Origin of the sequence: Jeotgalicoccus halotolerans (assembly GCF_003387165.1) — a bacterium.
Lineage (GTDB): Bacteria > Bacillota > Bacilli > Staphylococcales > Salinicoccaceae > Jeotgalicoccus > Jeotgalicoccus halotolerans.
Map to the genome: position 1 here is coordinate 1 of NZ_QUMW01000011.1, position 18,786 is coordinate 18,786.

Here is an 18,786-nt window from a genome sequence, read left to right on the forward strand (position 1 = left end):
AATTGGTCGCCTCAATGTCTGCTCCTAATTAATAGAAGACTTCTTTATTCGGAATTAAACGTTGACATATTGTCATTCAGTTTTCAATGTTCTTTAATTTATTTAAAATGGAGCGGGTAGACGGGATCGAACCGACAACATCAGCTTGGAAGGCTGAGGTTATACCATTTAACTATACCCGCATGGTATATGTTATAATAAGTTTTCAATGGTGCGGCTGAGAGGACTTGAACCTCCACGGGATTTAACTCCCACTAGGCCCTCAACCTAGCGCGTCTGCCGATTCCGCCACAACCGCAAATCTTATTATATGTATCAATCTTTTATTACTGTCTTTTTAGCGACAAGAACTAGTATATCTCATTAGCAAGTTGTTGTCAACTGCAAAGTTTATTTATTTTTTAACCTGTTAATTGAAAGATCAACCGGTTAGATTCTCTATTATACTTCAGTGAAAGCAGGAAGTCAATAGTTTGTTTTCAAAAAATGATGGTGACCCGTACGGGACTCGAACCCGTGTTACCGCCGTGAAAGGGCGGTGTCTTAACCGCTTGACCAACGGGCCATCTGTTTTATACAACGTTTATTAATATACAGAGTAATGATTTCAAAGTCAACACTTTCATCGAATTTAATTTTACTTTTTATCAATTTTCTAGAACCTACTATATAATGGCGAATCGTGAACAGCTGTTCCTGTATTTTTTCGATTTCTCATTTAAAGCCCTCCCCTGTTCACTTAGCGTCTAAAAATTTGATTTATACAGTTCATTTGAATTCGCTAAATAAATTATCTTATTACGGTTTCGAAACTTGCTTTTGTGCTTTCGGCTTGTTATAGTTTATTTATAATCATTCTAATTAATGGAGGCAGTTATTGATGACTAACAAAGACAACAGACTTACGACCCTTTTCGGCAACCCTGTTGGCGATCGTGAAAACACAATGACAGCTGGCCCCCGTGGTCCGCTTGTTATGCAAGACCCTTACTTCCTCGACATGATGGCTCATTTCGACCGCGAAGTTATTCCTGAACGCCGCATGCACGCTAAAGGTTCAGGTGCTTTCGGTACATTTACAGTAACACATGATATTACTCAATATACAAAAGCTAAAATCTTCAGCGAAGTAGGTAAACAGACTGAAATGTTCGCACGTTTCTCAACTGTAGCTGGCGAACGCGGTGCAGCTGATGCTGAACGCGATATTCGCGGATTTGCTTTAAAATTCTATACAGAAGAAGGTAACTGGGACTTAGTTGGTAATAACACGCCTGTTTTCTTCTTCCGGGACCCTAAACTATTCCCAAGTTTAAACCACGTTGTAAAACGCGACCCTAAAACTAACATGCATAACGCAGAAAGCAACTGGGACTTCTGGACTAACTTGCCTGAGGCACTTCACCAGGTAACAATTATTATGACTGAACGCGGAATTCCTAAAGGGTTCAGAAATATGCACGGTTTCGGCTCACACACATACAGCATGATCAATGAAAACGATGAGCGTGTCTGGGTTAAATTCCACTTCCGCACTCAGCAGGGCATTGAAAACTATACAGCTGAAGAAGCTGCTGAACTGGTTGGTGTTGACCGCGAATCTTCACAAAGAGATTTATTCAACTCAATCGAAGATGGCGAATTCCCTAAATGGAAAGTATATATTCAGGTAATGACTGAAGAACAGGCGAAAAACCACCCTGATAACCCATTCGACTTAACTAAAGTATGGTACAAAGGTGACTATCCTTTAATCCCGGTTGGTGAATTCGAACTGAACAAAAACCCTGAAAACTACTTTGCAGAAGTTGAACAGGCAGCATTTGCTCCGACTAACATTGTTCCGGGTATTGGATTCTCACCAGATAAAATGCTTCAGGGCCGTTTATTCTCATACGGAGATACTCAAAGATACCGCTTGGGTGTTAACCACCACCAGATTCCGGTTAACTCTCCTAAAGGTGCTGAAAATGTATGTCCATTCAGCCGCGACGGCGCAATGAGAGTTGATGGTAATGAAGGATCATCTCTCAATTATTATCCGAACAGCTACGGGGCTCACAATTCACAGCCGGAAGCTAAGCAGCCTGCACTTGACCTTGAGTACAGTTCAATTTACGAACACAACTTCCGCGAAGATGACGATAATTATTTCGAGCAGCCGGGTAAATTATTCAGATTGCAGTCTGATGAAGACAAACAGCGTCTATTCTACAATACGGCAAATGAAATGACAGGTACAACTACACGCACTAAACATCGTCATATCTATAACTGCTATCAGGCAGATCCAGATTACGGTAAAGGTGTTGCAGCAGCTCTTGGAATCGACATCAACGACGTTGATTTAGAAACTCCAGACTACTTCCACAACATGTAATCATACGCTTCATCAAAAAAACGGAAACGACTGAGTCGTTTCCGTTTTTCTTTTATACATTTTTCATAGTCAGCGATATTCTATTCTTCTGTACATCAACATCCATCACTTTAACTTCTACAATGTCTCCGGTATTGACCACTTCAAGCGGATGCTTTACAAACCGGGTTGAAATTTGCGACACATGAACCAGTCCGTCCTGCTTCACTCCGACATCCACAAAAGCACCAAAATCCGTGACATTTCTGACGGTTCCTGACAGTGTCATACCTGCTTTTAAATCTTCGATGCTGAGTACATCAGATTTCAATAATGGTGTATCGTATTTATCCCGAATATCTCTCATCGGCGCTTTCAAACTCGAAATAATATCTTCCAAGGTAGGCACACCAATATTCAGCATTTCAGCAGTCTCTTTAATATTTAATGCATCGAGTTTTTCTCTCATGCTGTTTTCTCCGAGATTATCTATAGTTAAACCGATTGTTTCAATAAGCTTATACGTATTTTTATACTGCTCTGGGTGGATCGGTGTCATATCTAGCGGTTCTTTTCCATTAAATATTCTTAAGAACCCGACACACTGCTCATATGTTTTATCGCCTAAACGTGCAACTTTCTTCAGTTCGCTTCTCTTTTTGAAACCGTCATTTTCTTCTCTGAACGCCACGATGTTTTTACTGATAACCGGAGACAATCCTGCTACATGCTGCAGCAGTGTCGGCGATGCTGTATTTAAGTTAACGCCAACCTGGTTTACTGCAGTTTCTACGACGAAATTTAATGACTCAGTTAAAAACTTCTGATTGATATCGTGCTGATACTGCCCGACCCCTATGGATTTCGGATCGATTTTAACCAATTCACTGAGCGGATCATGTACACGCCGCGCGATAGATACGGCACTTCTTTCCTCAACATTAAAATCCGGAAACTCTTCTCGCGCGATCTCAGAGGCCGAGTAAACACTCGCGCCCGCTTCATTGACGATAATATAAGGAATATCCAGATTTTCTTCTTTAATCAGCGCACCGATAAACTCTTCAGATTCTCTTGATGCAGTGCCGTTGCCTATCGCAATTAATGATACACCGTATTTCTTTATTAATTTTAAGATAACTGTTTTAGCGGCTTCCTTTTTATTCACCGGCTTATGAGGATAGATAACATCTTTCGCAAGATACGATCCCGTGTCGTTTATTACAGCAAGTTTGCATCCTGTACGGTATGCAGGATCCAGCCCGAGAATAACTCTGCCTTTTAATGGCGGCTGCAGCAGCAGTCTCTTTAAGTTTTCTTCAAAAACAAGAACAGCATGCTTTTCACTGTTTTCTGTTAAATCAGCACGCACTTCCCTTTCAAGCGAAGGTAAAATCAAACGTTTTAGACTATCTTCAACAGCTTCTGCCAGCAGCTCTTTTGTTTTGGCATGTTCTTCTATAACCTGTTTCTTTAAATAATTCGTTATTCTTTCGGTATCATGCATTAATTTAACTGATAAAACTTTTAATGCCTCGCCGCGGTTTAAAGCAAGCACTCTGTGAGGAACAATATTTTTAACTCTTTCAGCATAATCATAATACATTTCAAAAATACCCTGCTCATCCTCAGCATTCTTTTTAACAGAGGAAACGATTTCCGATGTATCTTTAATAATTTTCAATATGTACAGACGGTATTGCGGATTATCCGATATAATCTCAGCGATAATATCTTTCGCGCCTTTTACTGCCATTTCCACAGAAGTCACTTCGTCAGTTAAAAACTCTCCGGCCGCACTTTCTATATCACGATGTTTACCTGCTAAAATAAGATTCGCCAGCGGTTCAAGTCCGAGACGTTTTGCTTCAGTCGCCCGGGTTTTCTTTTTCTGCTTAAACGGACGGTATAAATCCTCGACCCGGCTCTGTTTCGTCTGCTTTAAAATTTCGCTCTGCAATTCATCTGTCAGCATGCCCTGCTCATCAATCAGGCGAATAACTTCCTCTTTACGTTTATTCAGATTTTCAAGGTACAGGTATTTAGTTTCAATTTCTTTAATTGCAACTTCATCAAGCCCGCCCGTCTGTTCTTTACGATAGCGCGCAATAAACGGTACAGTATTTTTCTCTCCGAGCAGCTTCAGTACTTTTTTGACATAATCTTTATTGATTTTCATTTCATTCGATATTTCTTTTACTAATTCATGTGTCATAACTATGTACTCTCCTAATAATAAGAACCCAATCTATAATAGACCGGGCTCATTTATAAATTTATTCAGCTTCCTTCACTGCTTCTCTCAGTTTCTTAATCGCAGAACGCTGCAGTCTGGACACATGCATCTGGCTTAAACCGATTTTTTCACCGGTTTCTTTTTGACTGAGACCTTCGATAAATGTTGATTTTATGATTTCCTGTTCTCTGTCACTTAAGATAGGCAGTACTTTTTCTAAAATCATACGCTTTTCAGCCAGATCATAATTATCATCCTGCTGTCCCATAACATCGAGTAAGGTTACTGTCGAACCATCTTTATCTGCTTCGATTGAATGATCCACGCTGAGCGCATTATAACTCTGTCCCATTTCCATAGCTTCCAGTACTTCTTCTTCCGTCACTTCAAGCTTCATTGCGAGTTCTTGAATTGTCGGTGATCTTTCGAGTTCATTCGTCAGAGCATCTGTCGTATTTTTTATTCTCGGACCGAGTTCCTTAATGCGTCTCGGCACGTGAACACTCCACGTTTTATCACGCAGATAGCGTTTAATCTCTCCGACTACTGTCGGCACTAAAAAAACTTCAAACCTGCGCTCAAAAGATGTATCAAAGCGTCTGATAGCCCCTAAAAGACCAAGCATTCCAACCTGGACCAAATCTTCGTGATGCGACTGGCCGCGGGAGTAACGGTAAGCGAGTGATTCCACAAGCTTTGTATAATTTTCTACTAGCTCGCTTTGTGCTATATCATCTTCACTTTCCTGATATCTCTTAATCAGCTCGTTCACTTCTTCAGGCGGCAGTCCGTAATTCTTATTGCGAGATTGTTTCTCCATTCGGGTGCACCTGACTTTCGTTAATATACTTCGTCATACTTATCGTCACACCAGGTTCTTTTCTGAAGGAAACTTTGTCCATCAATGTTTCAATAAGGAAGAGGCCAAGCCCTCCTTCTCTGAGATAATCAATATTGTCATCTTCATTGTACGGTCCGAGCTCTTCTTTAATTTTTTCATAATTAAAGCTTTGTCCGTTATCCGCTACAATAATCTCGACTTTATCACTGTATATTGCGAAACCTACAGAAATTTCACCCTGTTCATTATCTTTATAAGCATGTTTAACTGCATTTGTTACAGCTTCCGATACTGCAATTTTAGAATCCTCTATATCATCATATGTCGCTCCCGCTCTCGATAAAACACCTGAAAGTGTTAAACGGATAAGACCTACATATTCTGCACTTGACGGAAACTTCATTTCTATAAAATCATATTGTGGCATCATTCTTCAGTCGACCTCCGACTTCTTATTAACATACATTAAATCGCGTAATCCTGTAATTTCAAAAAGTTTTAAGATTCTATCGTTTACTCCAAGTACATGGAGTTCCTTATCATGCTTATTAAGATCTTTAAGCGTGCCGACAAAAATACCGAGTCCTGTGGAATCCATGTAATCAAGTTCGCTTAAATCAACAATTAAGTCATGTTCCCCTGCCGCAGCCACAGGCTCGAAAACCTGTTTTAATTCGGGTGCAGTATAAACATCAAGTTCACCGCTCACACTGACTAAATATTCCCCGCCGTTTTCCGTAGCGTCTATTTTTATATTCATAATTATGTATGCACTCCAATCACGTTATCCCTATATTTTATACCTCAGTTTGTCTACCCTTTATTCTTCACTTTAAAACTTTTTAGCCGGAACATTTATTTTTTATTATAAACATTGTTAAGTCATCTTTGTAATTCTGGTTGCGCATGCGTGTCAGCGCCTCGTATATATATTGAACAATATCCTGAGGGTGCTGGTCGCGCGCTTCCCTGATCATCTCTTTAATGTCATCCATATTAATAAATGTACCGTCGTGTTTTCTAAGTTCGGATACTCCATCGGTATAGATGAACAGCATGTCATTGTCTTCAAGTCTGGAAGATACTTCTTCATATTCAGTATCTTTCATAACCCCGAGTACAAGTCCTTTGCCATCCAGTTCCTCAAATTCGTCATCTTCATAGTGGTAAAGATAAACAGGTTCGTGCCCTGCGCTTGAGAAGCATAAAGACTGATCTTTAAAATCGTACAAGCCGTAAAACATCGTTACAAACATATTTTTGTTGACGTTTTTTTCCACGAGTTCATTTAACCGTTTTAAAGATTTTGACGGCGGATTGGATGCCGACGTCAAGTCCATCCCGAACTTCAGCATCGACATGGCTATAGCAGCAGGGATACCTTTGCCGATAACATCAGCAACCGCGAAAGTCAATTTGCCGTCACTGTGTTCGATAATGTTAAAATAGTCACCGCTCACTTTGCGGGCAGGCACGCTGATTGCGCCAATCTCAACGTTTTCAATAGCCGGAATCTCAGTTTTTAACATGGTTTCCTGAAGACTCGAAGCGACATCCATTTCCTGATCGTGACGCTCCATCTTATTGAGCATTGCTTTGTAATCCTTATATGTAAAACCAAAGCGGATCATTATTTCCTGCAGCACGTTAAGGGAAGCTTTTATGTCTTCATAACTCGTCAGCGGGATTGCACTGATCAGTTCAATATGAAGAGCAACCATCTCATCGGGTGAAATATCCAAGTCGATTGCTTTTTCACTGAAATCATGAGCTTTCGCCGCAAGCTGATCTTCGTTTCCAGATTTTATATAATCATTAATTATGCCTTTGTATTCTTCTACCAAATCATCAATATATGTCATATTAAACACACCCCCATCTTTAAAATAGACCTTTGTACACAAAAGTCTATTTTCTGTTGGCCTTATTCTTTTTTCTTTTCTTTTTCGGTTCTAATTCCAGACTGACTTTCAGTGCGTCATTAACTTCGCGCATTTTGTCCTCATCCAGATATGTAAGTTTTTCCTGTAATCTGGTCTTATCGACCGTTCGAATTTGCTCAAGCAGTATTACCGAGTCCATATCCAGTTTGTAAGCTTCTTTTGATATTTCAACATGTGTAGGTATCTTCGCTTTATTTATTTTCCCAGTAATGGCTGCAACTATCACAGTCGGACTGTGACGGTTACCTACATTATTTTGGATAATAACAACAGGGCGTTTCCCCCCTTGTTCTGAACCCTGCACAGGTGAAAGATCGGCCAGATAAACTTCTCCTCTTTTCATCTATTCACCATCTTTACTATCGTTACATGCAGCACATTCCCGTTCCGTGACAGTAATGCCGATACGGTAAGCTTCACTTTCAGCATAAAAGCTTTCCCGTGCGATTAATAAATTAATCTCCGCCATTTCAATGTAGCCATTTACCAATGCTTTTTCGAACTCGCTATTTGCAGATGAATTAGACAAAACAGTCAACCCCATAAAAATCAGTTATTAATTTAATCATAACATTTGAGACAGCCCGTTGCTATAAATCGGCTGTCGGGCTGTCCATTAATTAATTACTTCGTTATAGATTAACTCAATATCTTTACCTGCATAACGGCGGGGAATACGGCGCCCGAAAGCACAGAGCGATTCATATGAAATAGTTCCCGTGTAATCACTGTAACTTTCCATAGACTGCTCAGACCTCGCAGAATCCTCGATTATAATAACATTTTGTCCGGCATCGGTATGCTCCGGAACTCTGATCATCAGTGCATCCATGCAGATGGTCCCTATGATTTCACATTCAGTACCATCTTCTAATTTTACATTATACCCACTATGCCGCCTTAATAACCCATCTGCGTAGCCAATCGGCAAAGTCGCAACAGTTTCACTTGTTTCAGCTGTATATTTTCGGCCGTAGCTGACACTTTCTTCAGGTTCCAAGTGATGAACAGCTGCAATTTCAGTTGATAATTTAACCGATGGAGTGAGCATAACCGGAGTCGCTGAGGCCGTGTATCTGCTTGGGTAATAGCCGTAGAGCGCAATGCCCGTCCGGACTGCAGTTGTAAACTCTTCTTTTAAAGTCAGGGCACCGCCGGAGTTTGAGATGTGAACATTTTCCGGACGTTCCACTTGACTGACGATCTCTTTAAACAGATTAAATTCAACTGAGGTGATGTCATTATCTTCATCGCTCGAAGTAAAATGGCTGAAAATTCCTTCATAAATAAAACGGTCAAATGAATTTATCTCAGTAATCATTTCCATAATTTCAGAAACGTCTGATGTGCCGTAGCGATTCATTCCCGTATTTACTTTAATATGAATCCAGACTGCTTTGTCGTACTTATCACTGACTTCATCCTTCGCTTTTTGCACCCACTGAAGATTCGGAGCCGTAACGGCGATGCGGTGCTGAACCGCTTTATTAATATGTTCGGGGCTGATTGTGCCGAGTACTAATATTTTCTGTTTAATGCCGTGCATACGGAGATCGATTGCTTCGTCCAATGTTGCGACTGCAAAAAATGAAACTCCCGCCTTGGCAAGATGTTCACTGATTTCTTTTGCGCCGAGGCCGTATGCATTCGCCTTAACAACCGCGATGAGTGTCTTCTCAGGATTAATCCCTTGAATTGCTCTGTAGTTTTTTTCTACGGCAGCAAGATTTACATCGAGTACTGTATTCCTGTAATATTTATCGCTCATTACTTAAGCCTCCTCAATAATAACCGTTGCAACAGCGTAATCTCTTGAATGAGATATCGAAACATGGGCATTTGGAGCATTAGTAAGCGACGGTTTGCCGTTCTTGTCGTTCACGCAGTTAATATCAGTAAAGCTCACTGCTCCGCCGATGCCCGTGCCGAGCGCTTTGCTGTATGCTTCTTTAACTGCAAAACGCCCTGCCAGATAAGTGTTTTTACGAGCTTCACTGGCCATATTTCTATAATGATGAAGTTCATCCGCTGTCAGAATCCGCTTTGCCAGACGGTCATCTTTGTTTACTTTATTAATACGTGAAATTTCTATAATATCCGTCCCGAGCCCTGTAATCATAACATTCCCTCATTCTGCTGTTTGCTCATGTTTTTATTAATCAGATTCCGGATATCATGACGCAGCCGGTCCGCCTTATCTGTTTCCAATTCAGGTATATATAATTTCTCAGCCGAAGTCTGCAGCGAGATGCCTTTTAAGTTCATCCGCTTCATAATCGGTCCGACGGTCGTATCTATATTCTGAACCCTGTACAGCGGCACCGCTTTTTCAGACTTAAACCAGATACCGCTGTGAATCCGTATTTCATCCTCAAGCACTTTATACCTGAAATACTTATAGCGGAGTTTTGGAATAATCCATGCATGAACGATGACTATATAAATCGCTGCGGCAGCAGGGATTAAAAACAACCACGATGGAAGCCAATCAAAGAATATTTGGGCGATGCCGATTGCAGCTGCGATGATCAGCCAGACGCCTGCATTAATATATTCTCTTATCCTCCACAGTTTGATCGCTTTCGGCGATATTCGTTTCATCGTCATGCCCCCTCTCTATAAAATTCCAAATAGTTTCTATATCGCGTTTTTCAATAAATTTAATTTCTGCCGACGAGCTCGCAATGCCGCCGGGGGTTGATACCTCGATATGTCCTAAATCCGCGCGGTGTAAAAATGGATTGCGGCGGTAAGTCGTGTCGATAATTTTATCCCGCTTAATTGCATAGTGGCGACGCGTAAAGAAGGAAGCCGTCATCATATTAATCTCGTCTTTATAAATGGCATAGCCGACATTCCTCGCGCTGTATATACCGCTTGCAATCAGAAGCAGCAGAATCACCGCGACTCCGATATATACGTATGTCATAAATGTTTCACCGCGGAAGAAATAAGCGAGTATTCCGGTGCCGATAATGAAAATCAGCAGTGTAATCTGGAAATAACGGCGTATTGCACGAAACGGCACAATACGCTTTGGAAGTTCCATGTGATAATTCGGAAAAATGTCTCTGATAATGCTGTACAGTTCTTTCTTCTTAATAAACGGCAGCAGCTGAACTTTCCCGTCGATCTGGTCGGATTCAAGAGAGTCGCTCGTAATCGATACCGACAGCGCATAATAGCCGATTAAGCGCCGAAGAATACTGTCGGAAATAATGACGTTCTGCACTCTGTTTATATTGACACTCTTATTCTTTTTAGAGAACAAACCGTATTCGACTGTCAAATCATCCCCGCTCTGCTTTAATGTATAATCGTAATTACGCATCATAATTATTACAGTACCGATAACGTAGCCGATAATTACAAAGATCAAAGAGGCGACAACGATGCCGAACACGAGACTTCTGACGAGTCCGCTGAAGTACTCAAAATAATTTTCAATCAAAATTTCGCCACCGACTACATTCAGAACACCGAAAAATATCGCGGCAAAAACTCCGAGCCCCCCGCTCGTCATCGCCATTAGAATAAGTTCTTTGAAATTCATTTTCTTCAGTGTAACGAATTCACGTCCTGCTGCTTTTGTCCCGGATTCAAGAGCAGCTGCTCTCGGCCATGGACTTGAATCTCCCGGATTTACTGCAATTTCTTCACTTTCAATATCTTCCTGTGTTTCGTAAATCACTTTCTGAATATCTTTACCTTGCGATTTTTTAATCGTATCGATTTTAATACCGTCTCCGGGCGTTAAAATATCGAGCTGAACCGCGCCGAAAATACGATGGAAAAATGGTTCATTAAAATCGATGGACTGGATGCGTTTAATATCCAATTCTTTTTCATTTCGTGTAAATATCCCGTTTTTAAAAACAAACTTATTATTTTCAAGCCAGAATCTCGTTCTGTAAATATTAATCATATCGAAACCGGTGAATACTGCAAAAACCAGGAAGAGTATTCCAATACCGCTGAACAGCATCCACGGAGTAACCGAGCCCGAAAACAGTTCTTCCCTCATATTAAAGAAAATTATAATTGCCGGGAAAAACATCGTCTTAATTCCTTTAACGACACTTCCTGCATATGCAACAGGATGAAGTTTCTGAGGACTATACATCTGTACTTTCCTCCTTTACGATGTCAATAATATCCGATTTCAGACCGCGTGCTTCATCAATTTGAAGCGGCGGCATATCGATTCCGATACCTGCAGTTTTAATACGGACCGCAGCTAAATCATATTTTCTCGATAAAGGACCTGTTTTAAACTCGACACCCTGCGCTCTTTTAATCGGAATCATCTGAGTTTTTACTGTAAAGAAGCCCTGTCTTACAACAATTCTGTCTTCGAAAAGCTCGTAAGATGTCACTTTCGTGTATATCCAGGGCCGTAAGATAACAAATCCCGCCAGCTCTATTAGGAGCAGACCGATAAAAATATAATACAGCCATACCGGCCAGGAAAAAAAATATACTGCGATGCCGGCTATAGTAAATATAAGTATACTGGTTACCCATATTAATAATGCTTTGACCGTCATGTACGGTCTGACACGCGCGTTTAACTCTATCATAAGCAACACTTCCAACTGTTAGTTTATCTCTATAATACAACACTCGGAAAACATAAAAAAGCATTCACTGAAAAGTGAATGCTTTGTAAGAATCATTATTATTTCTGATGATCTTTAAATACACGGCCTTGTTTGCTTGTGCGCCCGCCTGATGACGGTTTTCCGCCCTGGCGTCTGCCGCCGCTGTTTCTTCCCGGTCTGCCGTTGTCGCGTCCGCGTCTATTGCCGCCGCTTCTCTGGCCGCCTTTATTATAGTTCGGTTTACCTCTGCGTCCGCCGTGACCCTTGCGAGAAAGTGGTTTTTCAAATGACAGTTGAATGTTGTCATCTTCTTTGGCGTACAGAAGTTCGTTTACTAACGCTGCAATGACTTCGCGCGGCTCATGAGTTTTCATTAACCCATCAGCTACTTCGAAAGTATGCTGATTTTTGTTATCAGCTAACCATGCACCGATTTTTTCAAAGACTTCGTTTTCACGAGCTTTTTCTACTTCTTTTTTACTTGGTGGACGAAGTGTGTGAATTGGTTTCTTCTTGTCTTTTTCTATCTGACGCAGGAAGTCCATCTCTACAGGATTGACGAATGTTAACGCCATTCCTTCTTTACCGGCACGGCCGGTACGTCCAATACGGTGTGTATACGACTCAGTATCCTGCGGAATATCGAAGTTGTACACATGTGATACACCCGAAATATCTAAGCCCCTTGCAGCTACGTCGGTAGCTACTAATATATCTAATGAATTGTTCTTGAATTTCTTCAGTACTTCAAGACGTTTAGATTGAGTAATATCTCCATGTAAACCTTCCGCACGGTAACCTTTTGCAATCAATGCACTTGTCAATTCGTCTACACGGCGTTTTGTACGGCCGAATACGATTGCAAGTTCAGGCTGGTGAACATCAAGGAATGATGTGAAAACAGAAAGTTTTTCCAGCTCTTTTACAATTGTATAGAATTCATCGATTAGCGGATCGGAATTGTTTTGGTTCATCGTTTTAACGATGTGAGGTTTGTCCATGAAACGCGTTACTAAATCCTGGATTGCCCGAGGCATTGTAGCTGAAAATAGAAGTGTGTGGCGGTTGTCTTCAGGCACTTTGCTCATGATGAACTTAACGTCATCGATGAAGCCCATGTTCATCATTTCGTCCGCTTCGTCTAATACAAGTGTGTGAACATCTTGCAATTTAAGTGTGCGGCGGTTGATGTGGTCGATCATACGGCCTGGTGTACCCACAATGATTTCGGGTTGTCTTTTAAGGTCTTTAATCTGACGGTCTATGCTCATGCCGCCGAAAATAACTGCAGTAGCTAATTTCTTTCTCTTAGAAAATGCTTTAATTTGTTCGCTGACCTGAACTGCTAATTCTCTTGTCGGCGTTAATATAACAACTTGGGTTCCTGCACCTTTAGTTGTATTTTCTATAATAGGGATACCAAATGCACCAGTTTTACCAGTACCAGTCTGAGCCTGACCAATGATATCTTTTCTCTCTAATGCTAAGGGAATACTTTCCACTTGGATTGGGGTAGGTTCTGTGAACCCCATATCAGTTAGCGACTGAATTGTATCGTCACTAATACCTAATTCTTTAAAAATCTTCAAACTTTAGTCTCCTTTGACTATTTCATTTCTCGCATGTACAACTTCTCTATAGTAACACTTAACACTCTAATCCACAAGATGTTTTAACTGGACGTCAAGAAATAAAAATCTCTCAGTCAGTATATTCAGCTTCAGCAGCTTATCTTCTGTATACATAATCAAATGGGGTGTGTGTTCCATAAGTACAAGTTTTGAATGCGGGATTTTTTCTTTAGCTTCAATGCTCGTCTGATACGGCACCAGCAAATCAATTTTTCCGTGAATAAGCAATGTTTCACACCGGATGTTTTTTAAATCGCCGATTTTCGCCTCGACAATTTTAATAAATTCCTGCATTGCCCTGAGGGGAATATTTTTCAGTCTGGGTCTGACCTTTGCTGCCAGATTCAGTTCAATATGGTCCCTTACTTCTACAGGAGACAGCTTAAGTCTGTTCAGCCGGCTCAGCTTAGTGTGGTCGAAGGCCGGAGCAATCAGCACCAGCTTGTCGACCTGGTACTTCTGTGCAATAAAACTCGCAAACACCCCGCCCATTGAAAATCCGATGACGAATATTTTATCGGCACGGGCAGCTAAGTTTAAATATGCTTCCTCCGCTTCCCGGTACCAGTCATCCCCCGTTACGGAAGATAAATTCAGCGTGGTTCCATGACCGGGATACTGGGGAAATTCATATTCAAAGTCGTAGCGTTTTTTTAAATACCGAAAGGTGGGCTCGAGCTCGAAGCGTCCGCCTGTATAGCCGTGCAAAAACAGTACTCCGATTTTAGATATCGTCAATCACCCTTTCCACTGCCATACCGCGTGATCCTTTCAACAAAATCACTGTATCTTCATTAAAATGCGCCTGCACTTTGTCACGCAGTTCATCAATCGATGAGATATGTTCTTTATCTTCCGATGTTAAGGCGTCATGGATATATGCGGCACCATCACCGAACGTGTAAATTTTCGTAAACTGATACTTTCCTTCATTAATAAAGTAGGCAACATCTTCATGCAGCTCCTGTTTGTAATCCCCAAGTTCCAGAATATCGGCCAGGACAAGAATTTTTGTCTTATGAGCCATACGGCCGACCGTATCTACAGCGCTGATCATACTCGCTTTTGAAGCATTGTAAGCATCGTTGACTATTAAGGTGCCGTTCTCGTGCATGATGCGCTCCATTCTCATGCTTGTTACTTTAAGTCCGGAAAGATTTTCCTGAGATTCTTTCAATGATACTCCAAGTTTTTCTCCAGCAAGTACAGCAAGGGATGCATTCAAGGCGTTGTGAATACCGAGCTGAGGAATATCAAACTGCACATCTTTAAAAGTAAAATGCGTGCCTTGTTCATTTTCTGTCACACTGCCAATCGTGTACTGATTCGCCTCAAGAAGTCCCGCAGTCTGAATATCATATGCCGTGTCTTTCTTAACAATTTCATCGAGAAGCGGATAATCTCTTGAATAAATAAATGTTCCGTTATCTTTTAAATAATCAACAATTTCGTATTTTGCTTTGGCGATATTTTCTCTTGACCCCAGCATTTCGATATGAGATTCTCCAACGCTTGTAATTACAGCAATATCCGGCTCTGCCATTCTGCTTAGAAAATTTATATCCCCTACTTTATCCATACCCATTTCGAGAATAGATATTTCGGTATCTTTATCCAATTGTAAAATAGTCAGGGGCATGCCGATTTCATTATTGAAGTTGCCCGGCGTTTTCTGCACCTTGTATTTTGCGCTGAGAACACATTCGAGCATATCTTTCGTCGTCGTCTTGCCATTCGAGCCTGTTACTGCGATAACTGCCGGCTTTACTGTCTTCAAGTATTCCTGTGCAAGATTCTGCAAGGCACTAAGGCCGTCAGTCACATGAATAGCCGGATAATCCATATTGTCAGCATCATGTTCGCTGAGCGTGACACCTGCACCTTTTGAAAATGCTGTCTCAATAAACTTGTGCCCGTCGGCATATTCTCCTTTAAACGGCACGAAGACGTTGCCTCTTTCCAGAGTTCTTGTATCAATTGACACACCTTTAATCATGGTGTTTTTCACTGCTTCTGCGCGGTCGTTCATAACTCCCCCGCAAAATATTGCTATTTGTTCTATCGTAGCTTCTATCATAGTTTTTCATCCTATTTTTTGGTATTTACTGTTTATAATTATAAAATAGTTGTATACTAAATGTCATGATTTCTATATGAATTAGGTGACTTTCTTGAGTAATAATAAATATACACGACAAAATTCAAACTTTCTTGCACGCATCGACTGGATTCTGGTTATACTAATTCTGCTGCTTGCTTCTATCAGTGTTATCTCAATCAGCTCAGCGATGACCAGCGGCCAGTATACCACTGATTTCAGTAAACGGCAGATTTCATTTTACGGTTTGGGTTTCCTGCTTTCCTTTATCTTGATGCTGGTACCATTTAAACTCATAAAAAGCTATACATGGATTTTATATATCCTCGGCGTTTTAAGTCTGGTCATTTTGTATATTGCACCGGTGTCATCAGTAACTCCGATTATTAACGGCGCTAAAAGCTGGTATCAATTCGGCTTTTTCAGTATCCAGCCGTCGGAGTTCGTAAAAATCATATATATCTTAACAATGGCTTATGTAATCAGCCAGCATAACAAGTATAAGTTAACGGATACCTTATCCATGGATTTGAGGCTGCTTCTCAAGCTGATTTTAATTTCCATTCTGCCGATGCTCTTTATCCTGCTGCAGAACGACCTTGGTACGGTACTCGTAATGATTGCCATCTTCCTCGGACTTGTAGTAGTCTCAGGCATCAGCTGGTGGCTGATTATCCCGACACTTTCTGTGTCCGGGGCAACCGGTCTGGCGCTTATACTCGGTATCCTGTACCGGCCGGATTTGCTGGAACGCTATTTGGGCATACATCCATATCAGTTTGAACGTATCTATTCCTGGCTCTCGCCGGAAGCGTTCCAGTCCGACAGCGGATTTCAGCTGACGAACTCGCTTATCGCGATCGGTTCAGGCGGGATTACAGGCAAAGGTTATGCCGATGGTATTATTTACATTCCTGAAAACCACACCGATTTTATCTTTACTATCATCGGGGAAGAGTTCGGTTTTATCGGCTCGACTATTGTCATCATTGTTCTGTTTATGCTGGTGATGCATTTAATCCGCATGGCTTTCATGGCATCTGACAGCTTTGCATCCTACTTTATTATTGGCTATCTCGCACTGCTCGTCTTCCATATTATTCAGAATATAGGCATGACGATTCAGCTGCTGCCGATTACCGGCCTGCCGCTTCCCTTTATCAGTTACGGCGGGAGCGGTCTGTGGTCAAATATGCTCGCTGTCGGCATTATGCTCAGTATGTATTTCCACCACCTCAGTAAAGGCGCTAAAAACAAATAAAAACTGCTGAAGGTAAAATCCCTCCTCAGCAGTTTTTATTTTAAATATTATTTTCTTTCAGTCTGAGCTGATCTTTATTTGCTATGCGATTCATAATTTCAAATCTTGACTTGGAAACCGTCACTTTAACACCGAGTTCATGCAGCAGCTGGACGACTTCTTTGACTTTGTTTTTGTCGTTTTTGCGCATATTGACACTCCCTTTTTATAGCTGACTTAATTGTACTTGTTTATGCTATAATTATCTATACTTTTCAGATATTAATTATTACAGACTTATTAACTTTTTTCTAAAGAAGGTGGACATTCGTGCAGATACCGTTTTTGGATATTTACATCACAGATGCGACAGTAATTACAATTGTTACTGTCATCCTGTTTATAATCAACTTCCTTTTAGCCGGCGGTCTTGTTTTTCTCGAACGCCGCAGCGCCCAAAGCGTCTGGGCATGGATTTTAGTACTATTCTTTCTTCCGATTGTTGGTTTCATACTTTACATGCTCTTTGGCCGTACCATTTATCGGCAAAATCTTTTCAAATTGGACGAAGATGATAAAGTGGGGCTCGAACATCTCGTCAGTGAGCAGCTCGAAGAAATTAAACATAACCGTTTAACCTTTTCGAATGCTGTTGCAGAAAAACATAAAAAGCAGATTCATATGCTCCTTTACAACAATCAGTCATTTGTGACGAGCAATAACGATGTCACTACTTTTACCGATATGAATAACAAATTTGCTCAGATGCTGAAAGATATAGAGAACGCGGAAGACCATATTCATTTCCAGTATTATATTTTTAAGCTGGACATTATCGGCAAAGAACTTTACAGAGCGCTCTTAAAGAAGCAAAAAGAAGGCGTTTCTGTCCGGATTTTATACGATGACATCGGCTCTCGGTCTTTATCGCTTAGAAACTTCAGCGATATACGGGATGCCGGCGGTTTAGTCGAGGCATTTTTCCCGAGCAAATTGCCGCTGATCAATCCCCGCATCAATAACCGCAATCACCGGAAAATTGTTGTGATTGACGGTAAAATCGGATATATCGGCGGTTCCAACGTCGGTGACGAATACCTCGGACGCGACCCGAAAATGGGAGCATGGCGGGATACCCACCTCCGCATTGAAGGAAATGCGGTGAAATCTCTGCAGCTCCGCTTTATGCTTGACTGGAACTCGCACGATACACGCAATAATATGAAACATGAAGATCATTACTTTCCTGAAATTGATTCTGTTGGCGAGACAACAATGCAGATTACTTCAAGCGGTCCGGATGAAGATTACCAGCAGATAAAGTACGGATACCTGACGATGATTTACAGAGCACAGCATACGATTCACATTCAGTCACCTTACTTCATTCCCGACCAGTCAATAATGGAAGCGATACGTATTGCAATCTTATCAGGTATTAAAGTCAGGATAATGATTCCAAGCTTCCCGGACCACCCCTTTGTTTACTGGGCTACATATTCAAATGTTGCATCCCTCATGAAAATGGGGGCAGAAGTTTATATGTACCAGCCGGGCTTTCTGCATCAGAAGGTATTTATTATCGATGACGAAGTGGTCTCTGTTGGAACGACCAACGTTGATAACCGCAGCTTTATATTAAACTTTGAAGTTAACGCGTTTATGTACGATGATGAAGAAGCGGTAAAACACCGGAAGATATTTGAAGAAGATATTAGACATTGTGAGATACTCACTGCTGAAAAGTATGAGAAACGCGGCCTGTGGATTAAGATGAAAGAAGGCCTGGCAAACTTAATATCGCCGATTTTGTAATACTTGTATGATTCCCCGGAAG

At 41.1% G+C, this 18,786-nt stretch carries 19 protein-coding genes and 3 tRNA genes; 3 read left to right on the forward strand and 19 right to left on the reverse strand.

Features of this window, described 5'->3' with window-relative positions:
• Nucleotides 1–108: 108 nt before the first annotated feature.
• The 3 genes from DFR63_RS06130 to DFR63_RS06140 all read right to left on the reverse strand — a co-directional run bounded on the left by DFR63_RS06130 (nucleotide 109) and on the right by DFR63_RS06140 (nucleotide 565).
• Nucleotides 109–182 (reverse strand) — tRNA-Gly (locus DFR63_RS06130).
• A gap of 27 nt (nucleotides 183–209) precedes the next feature.
• Nucleotides 210–298: transfer RNA gene (locus DFR63_RS06135), tRNA-Leu, on the reverse strand.
• 192 nt (nucleotides 299–490) lie between these two features.
• Nucleotides 491–565 (reverse strand) — tRNA-Glu (locus DFR63_RS06140).
• Nucleotides 566–880: 315 nt separating this feature from the next.
• On the opposite strand from DFR63_RS06140, the gene DFR63_RS06145 reads away from it, so the two are divergent.
• Nucleotides 881–2,380, forward strand: a complete 1,500-nt coding sequence (locus DFR63_RS06145; protein WP_115885070.1) for a catalase — start codon at nucleotides 881–883, stop codon at nucleotides 2,378–2,380.
• Nucleotides 2,381–2,432: 52 nt separating this feature from the next.
• Here DFR63_RS06145 and DFR63_RS06150 read toward each other — a convergent pair whose 3' ends face one another.
• From DFR63_RS06150 to DFR63_RS06220, 15 genes are all read right to left on the reverse strand, one after another.
• Entirely contained in the window at nucleotides 2,433–4,574 is a 2,142-nt protein-coding gene (locus DFR63_RS06150) for a Tex family protein (protein ID WP_115885071.1), read from the reverse strand.
• Nucleotides 4,575–4,635: 61 nt separating this feature from the next.
• Nucleotides 4,636–5,415 (reverse strand): RNA polymerase sigma factor SigB, encoded by a 780-nt coding sequence (gene sigB, locus DFR63_RS06155; protein WP_115885072.1) that lies wholly within the window; start codon nucleotides 5,413–5,415, stop codon nucleotides 4,636–4,638.
• Nucleotides 5,393–5,866 carry an anti-sigma B factor RsbW gene (rsbW, locus tag DFR63_RS06160; RefSeq protein ID WP_147302201.1) on the reverse strand — a complete coding sequence of 158 codons (474 nt, stop codon included), beginning with the start codon at nucleotides 5,864–5,866 and terminating at the stop codon, nucleotides 5,393–5,395. Before rsbW ends, sigB begins: the two co-directional genes overlap by 23 nt.
• 3 nt (nucleotides 5,867–5,869) lie before the next feature.
• Entirely contained in the window at nucleotides 5,870–6,196 is a 327-nt protein-coding gene (locus tag DFR63_RS06165; RefSeq protein ID WP_115885073.1) for an STAS domain-containing protein, read from the reverse strand.
• A gap of 82 nt (nucleotides 6,197–6,278) precedes the next feature.
• Nucleotides 6,279–7,298, reverse strand: coding sequence for a SpoIIE family protein phosphatase (locus DFR63_RS06170; protein ID WP_115885074.1), 1,020 nt, complete (start codon nucleotides 7,296–7,298; stop codon nucleotides 6,279–6,281).
• A 46-nt stretch (nucleotides 7,299–7,344) separates the two neighbouring features.
• Nucleotides 7,345–7,722, reverse strand: coding sequence for a type II toxin-antitoxin system PemK/MazF family toxin (locus DFR63_RS06175; RefSeq protein WP_115885075.1), 378 nt, complete (start codon nucleotides 7,720–7,722; stop codon nucleotides 7,345–7,347).
• Nucleotides 7,723–7,908, reverse strand: a complete 186-nt coding sequence (locus tag DFR63_RS06180) for a hypothetical protein (RefSeq protein ID WP_115885076.1) — start codon at nucleotides 7,906–7,908, stop codon at nucleotides 7,723–7,725.
• 87 nt (nucleotides 7,909–7,995) lie between these two features.
• Nucleotides 7,996–9,147, reverse strand: coding sequence for an alanine racemase (gene alr, locus DFR63_RS06185; protein ID WP_115885077.1), 1,152 nt, complete (start codon nucleotides 9,145–9,147; stop codon nucleotides 7,996–7,998).
• 3 nt (nucleotides 9,148–9,150) lie between these two features.
• The gene (acpS, locus tag DFR63_RS06190) at nucleotides 9,151–9,498 is read right to left on the reverse strand and encodes a holo-ACP synthase (RefSeq protein ID WP_115885078.1); all 348 of its coding nucleotides are present in this window, start codon (nucleotides 9,496–9,498) and stop codon (nucleotides 9,151–9,153) included.
• Nucleotides 9,495–9,980 carry a PH domain-containing protein gene (locus DFR63_RS06195; protein WP_115885079.1) on the reverse strand — a complete coding sequence of 162 codons (486 nt, stop codon included), beginning with the start codon at nucleotides 9,978–9,980 and terminating at the stop codon, nucleotides 9,495–9,497. Before DFR63_RS06195 ends, acpS begins: the two co-directional genes overlap by 4 nt.
• Complete coding sequence (locus DFR63_RS06200) at nucleotides 9,925–11,502, reverse strand: PH domain-containing protein (protein WP_115885080.1); 1,578 nt, start codon at nucleotides 11,500–11,502, stop codon at nucleotides 9,925–9,927. Before DFR63_RS06200 ends, DFR63_RS06195 begins: the two co-directional genes overlap by 56 nt.
• A complete protein-coding gene (locus tag DFR63_RS06205) occupies nucleotides 11,495–11,959 on the reverse strand; it encodes a PH domain-containing protein (RefSeq protein WP_115885081.1) in 465 nt (154 codons plus the stop codon). The genes DFR63_RS06200 and DFR63_RS06205 overlap by 8 nt, the downstream gene beginning before the upstream one ends.
• 98 nt (nucleotides 11,960–12,057) lie before the next feature.
• Nucleotides 12,058–13,569, reverse strand: coding sequence for a DEAD/DEAH box helicase (locus DFR63_RS06210; RefSeq protein WP_115885082.1), 1,512 nt, complete (start codon nucleotides 13,567–13,569; stop codon nucleotides 12,058–12,060).
• 66 nt (nucleotides 13,570–13,635) lie between these two features.
• Nucleotides 13,636–14,349, reverse strand: a complete 714-nt coding sequence (locus DFR63_RS06215; RefSeq protein WP_245954148.1) for an alpha/beta hydrolase — start codon at nucleotides 14,347–14,349, stop codon at nucleotides 13,636–13,638.
• Nucleotides 14,336–15,688: a UDP-N-acetylmuramoyl-tripeptide--D-alanyl-D-alanine ligase gene (locus DFR63_RS06220; RefSeq protein ID WP_115885084.1), complete on the reverse strand. Its 1,353-nt coding sequence runs from the start codon at nucleotides 15,686–15,688 to the stop codon at nucleotides 14,336–14,338. The genes DFR63_RS06215 and DFR63_RS06220 overlap by 14 nt, the downstream gene beginning before the upstream one ends.
• A 94-nt stretch (nucleotides 15,689–15,782) precedes the next feature.
• On the opposite strand from DFR63_RS06220, the gene DFR63_RS06225 reads away from it, so the two are divergent.
• Nucleotides 15,783–16,970 carry an FtsW/RodA/SpoVE family cell cycle protein gene (locus DFR63_RS06225; RefSeq protein ID WP_115885085.1) on the forward strand — a complete coding sequence of 396 codons (1,188 nt, stop codon included), beginning with the start codon at nucleotides 15,783–15,785 and terminating at the stop codon, nucleotides 16,968–16,970.
• A 40-nt stretch (nucleotides 16,971–17,010) separates the two neighbouring features.
• On the opposite strand, the gene DFR63_RS11770 is transcribed toward DFR63_RS06225, so the two are convergent.
• Nucleotides 17,011–17,160 (reverse strand): Lmo0850 family protein, encoded by a 150-nt coding sequence (locus DFR63_RS11770; RefSeq protein WP_162842296.1) that lies wholly within the window; start codon nucleotides 17,158–17,160, stop codon nucleotides 17,011–17,013.
• Between the two features lie 119 nt (nucleotides 17,161–17,279).
• Between DFR63_RS11770 and cls the strand changes: the two genes are divergently transcribed.
• Entirely contained in the window at nucleotides 17,280–18,764 is a 1,485-nt protein-coding gene (cls, locus tag DFR63_RS06230; protein ID WP_115885086.1) for a cardiolipin synthase, read from the forward strand.
• Nucleotides 18,765–18,786: the final 22 nt, after the last annotated feature.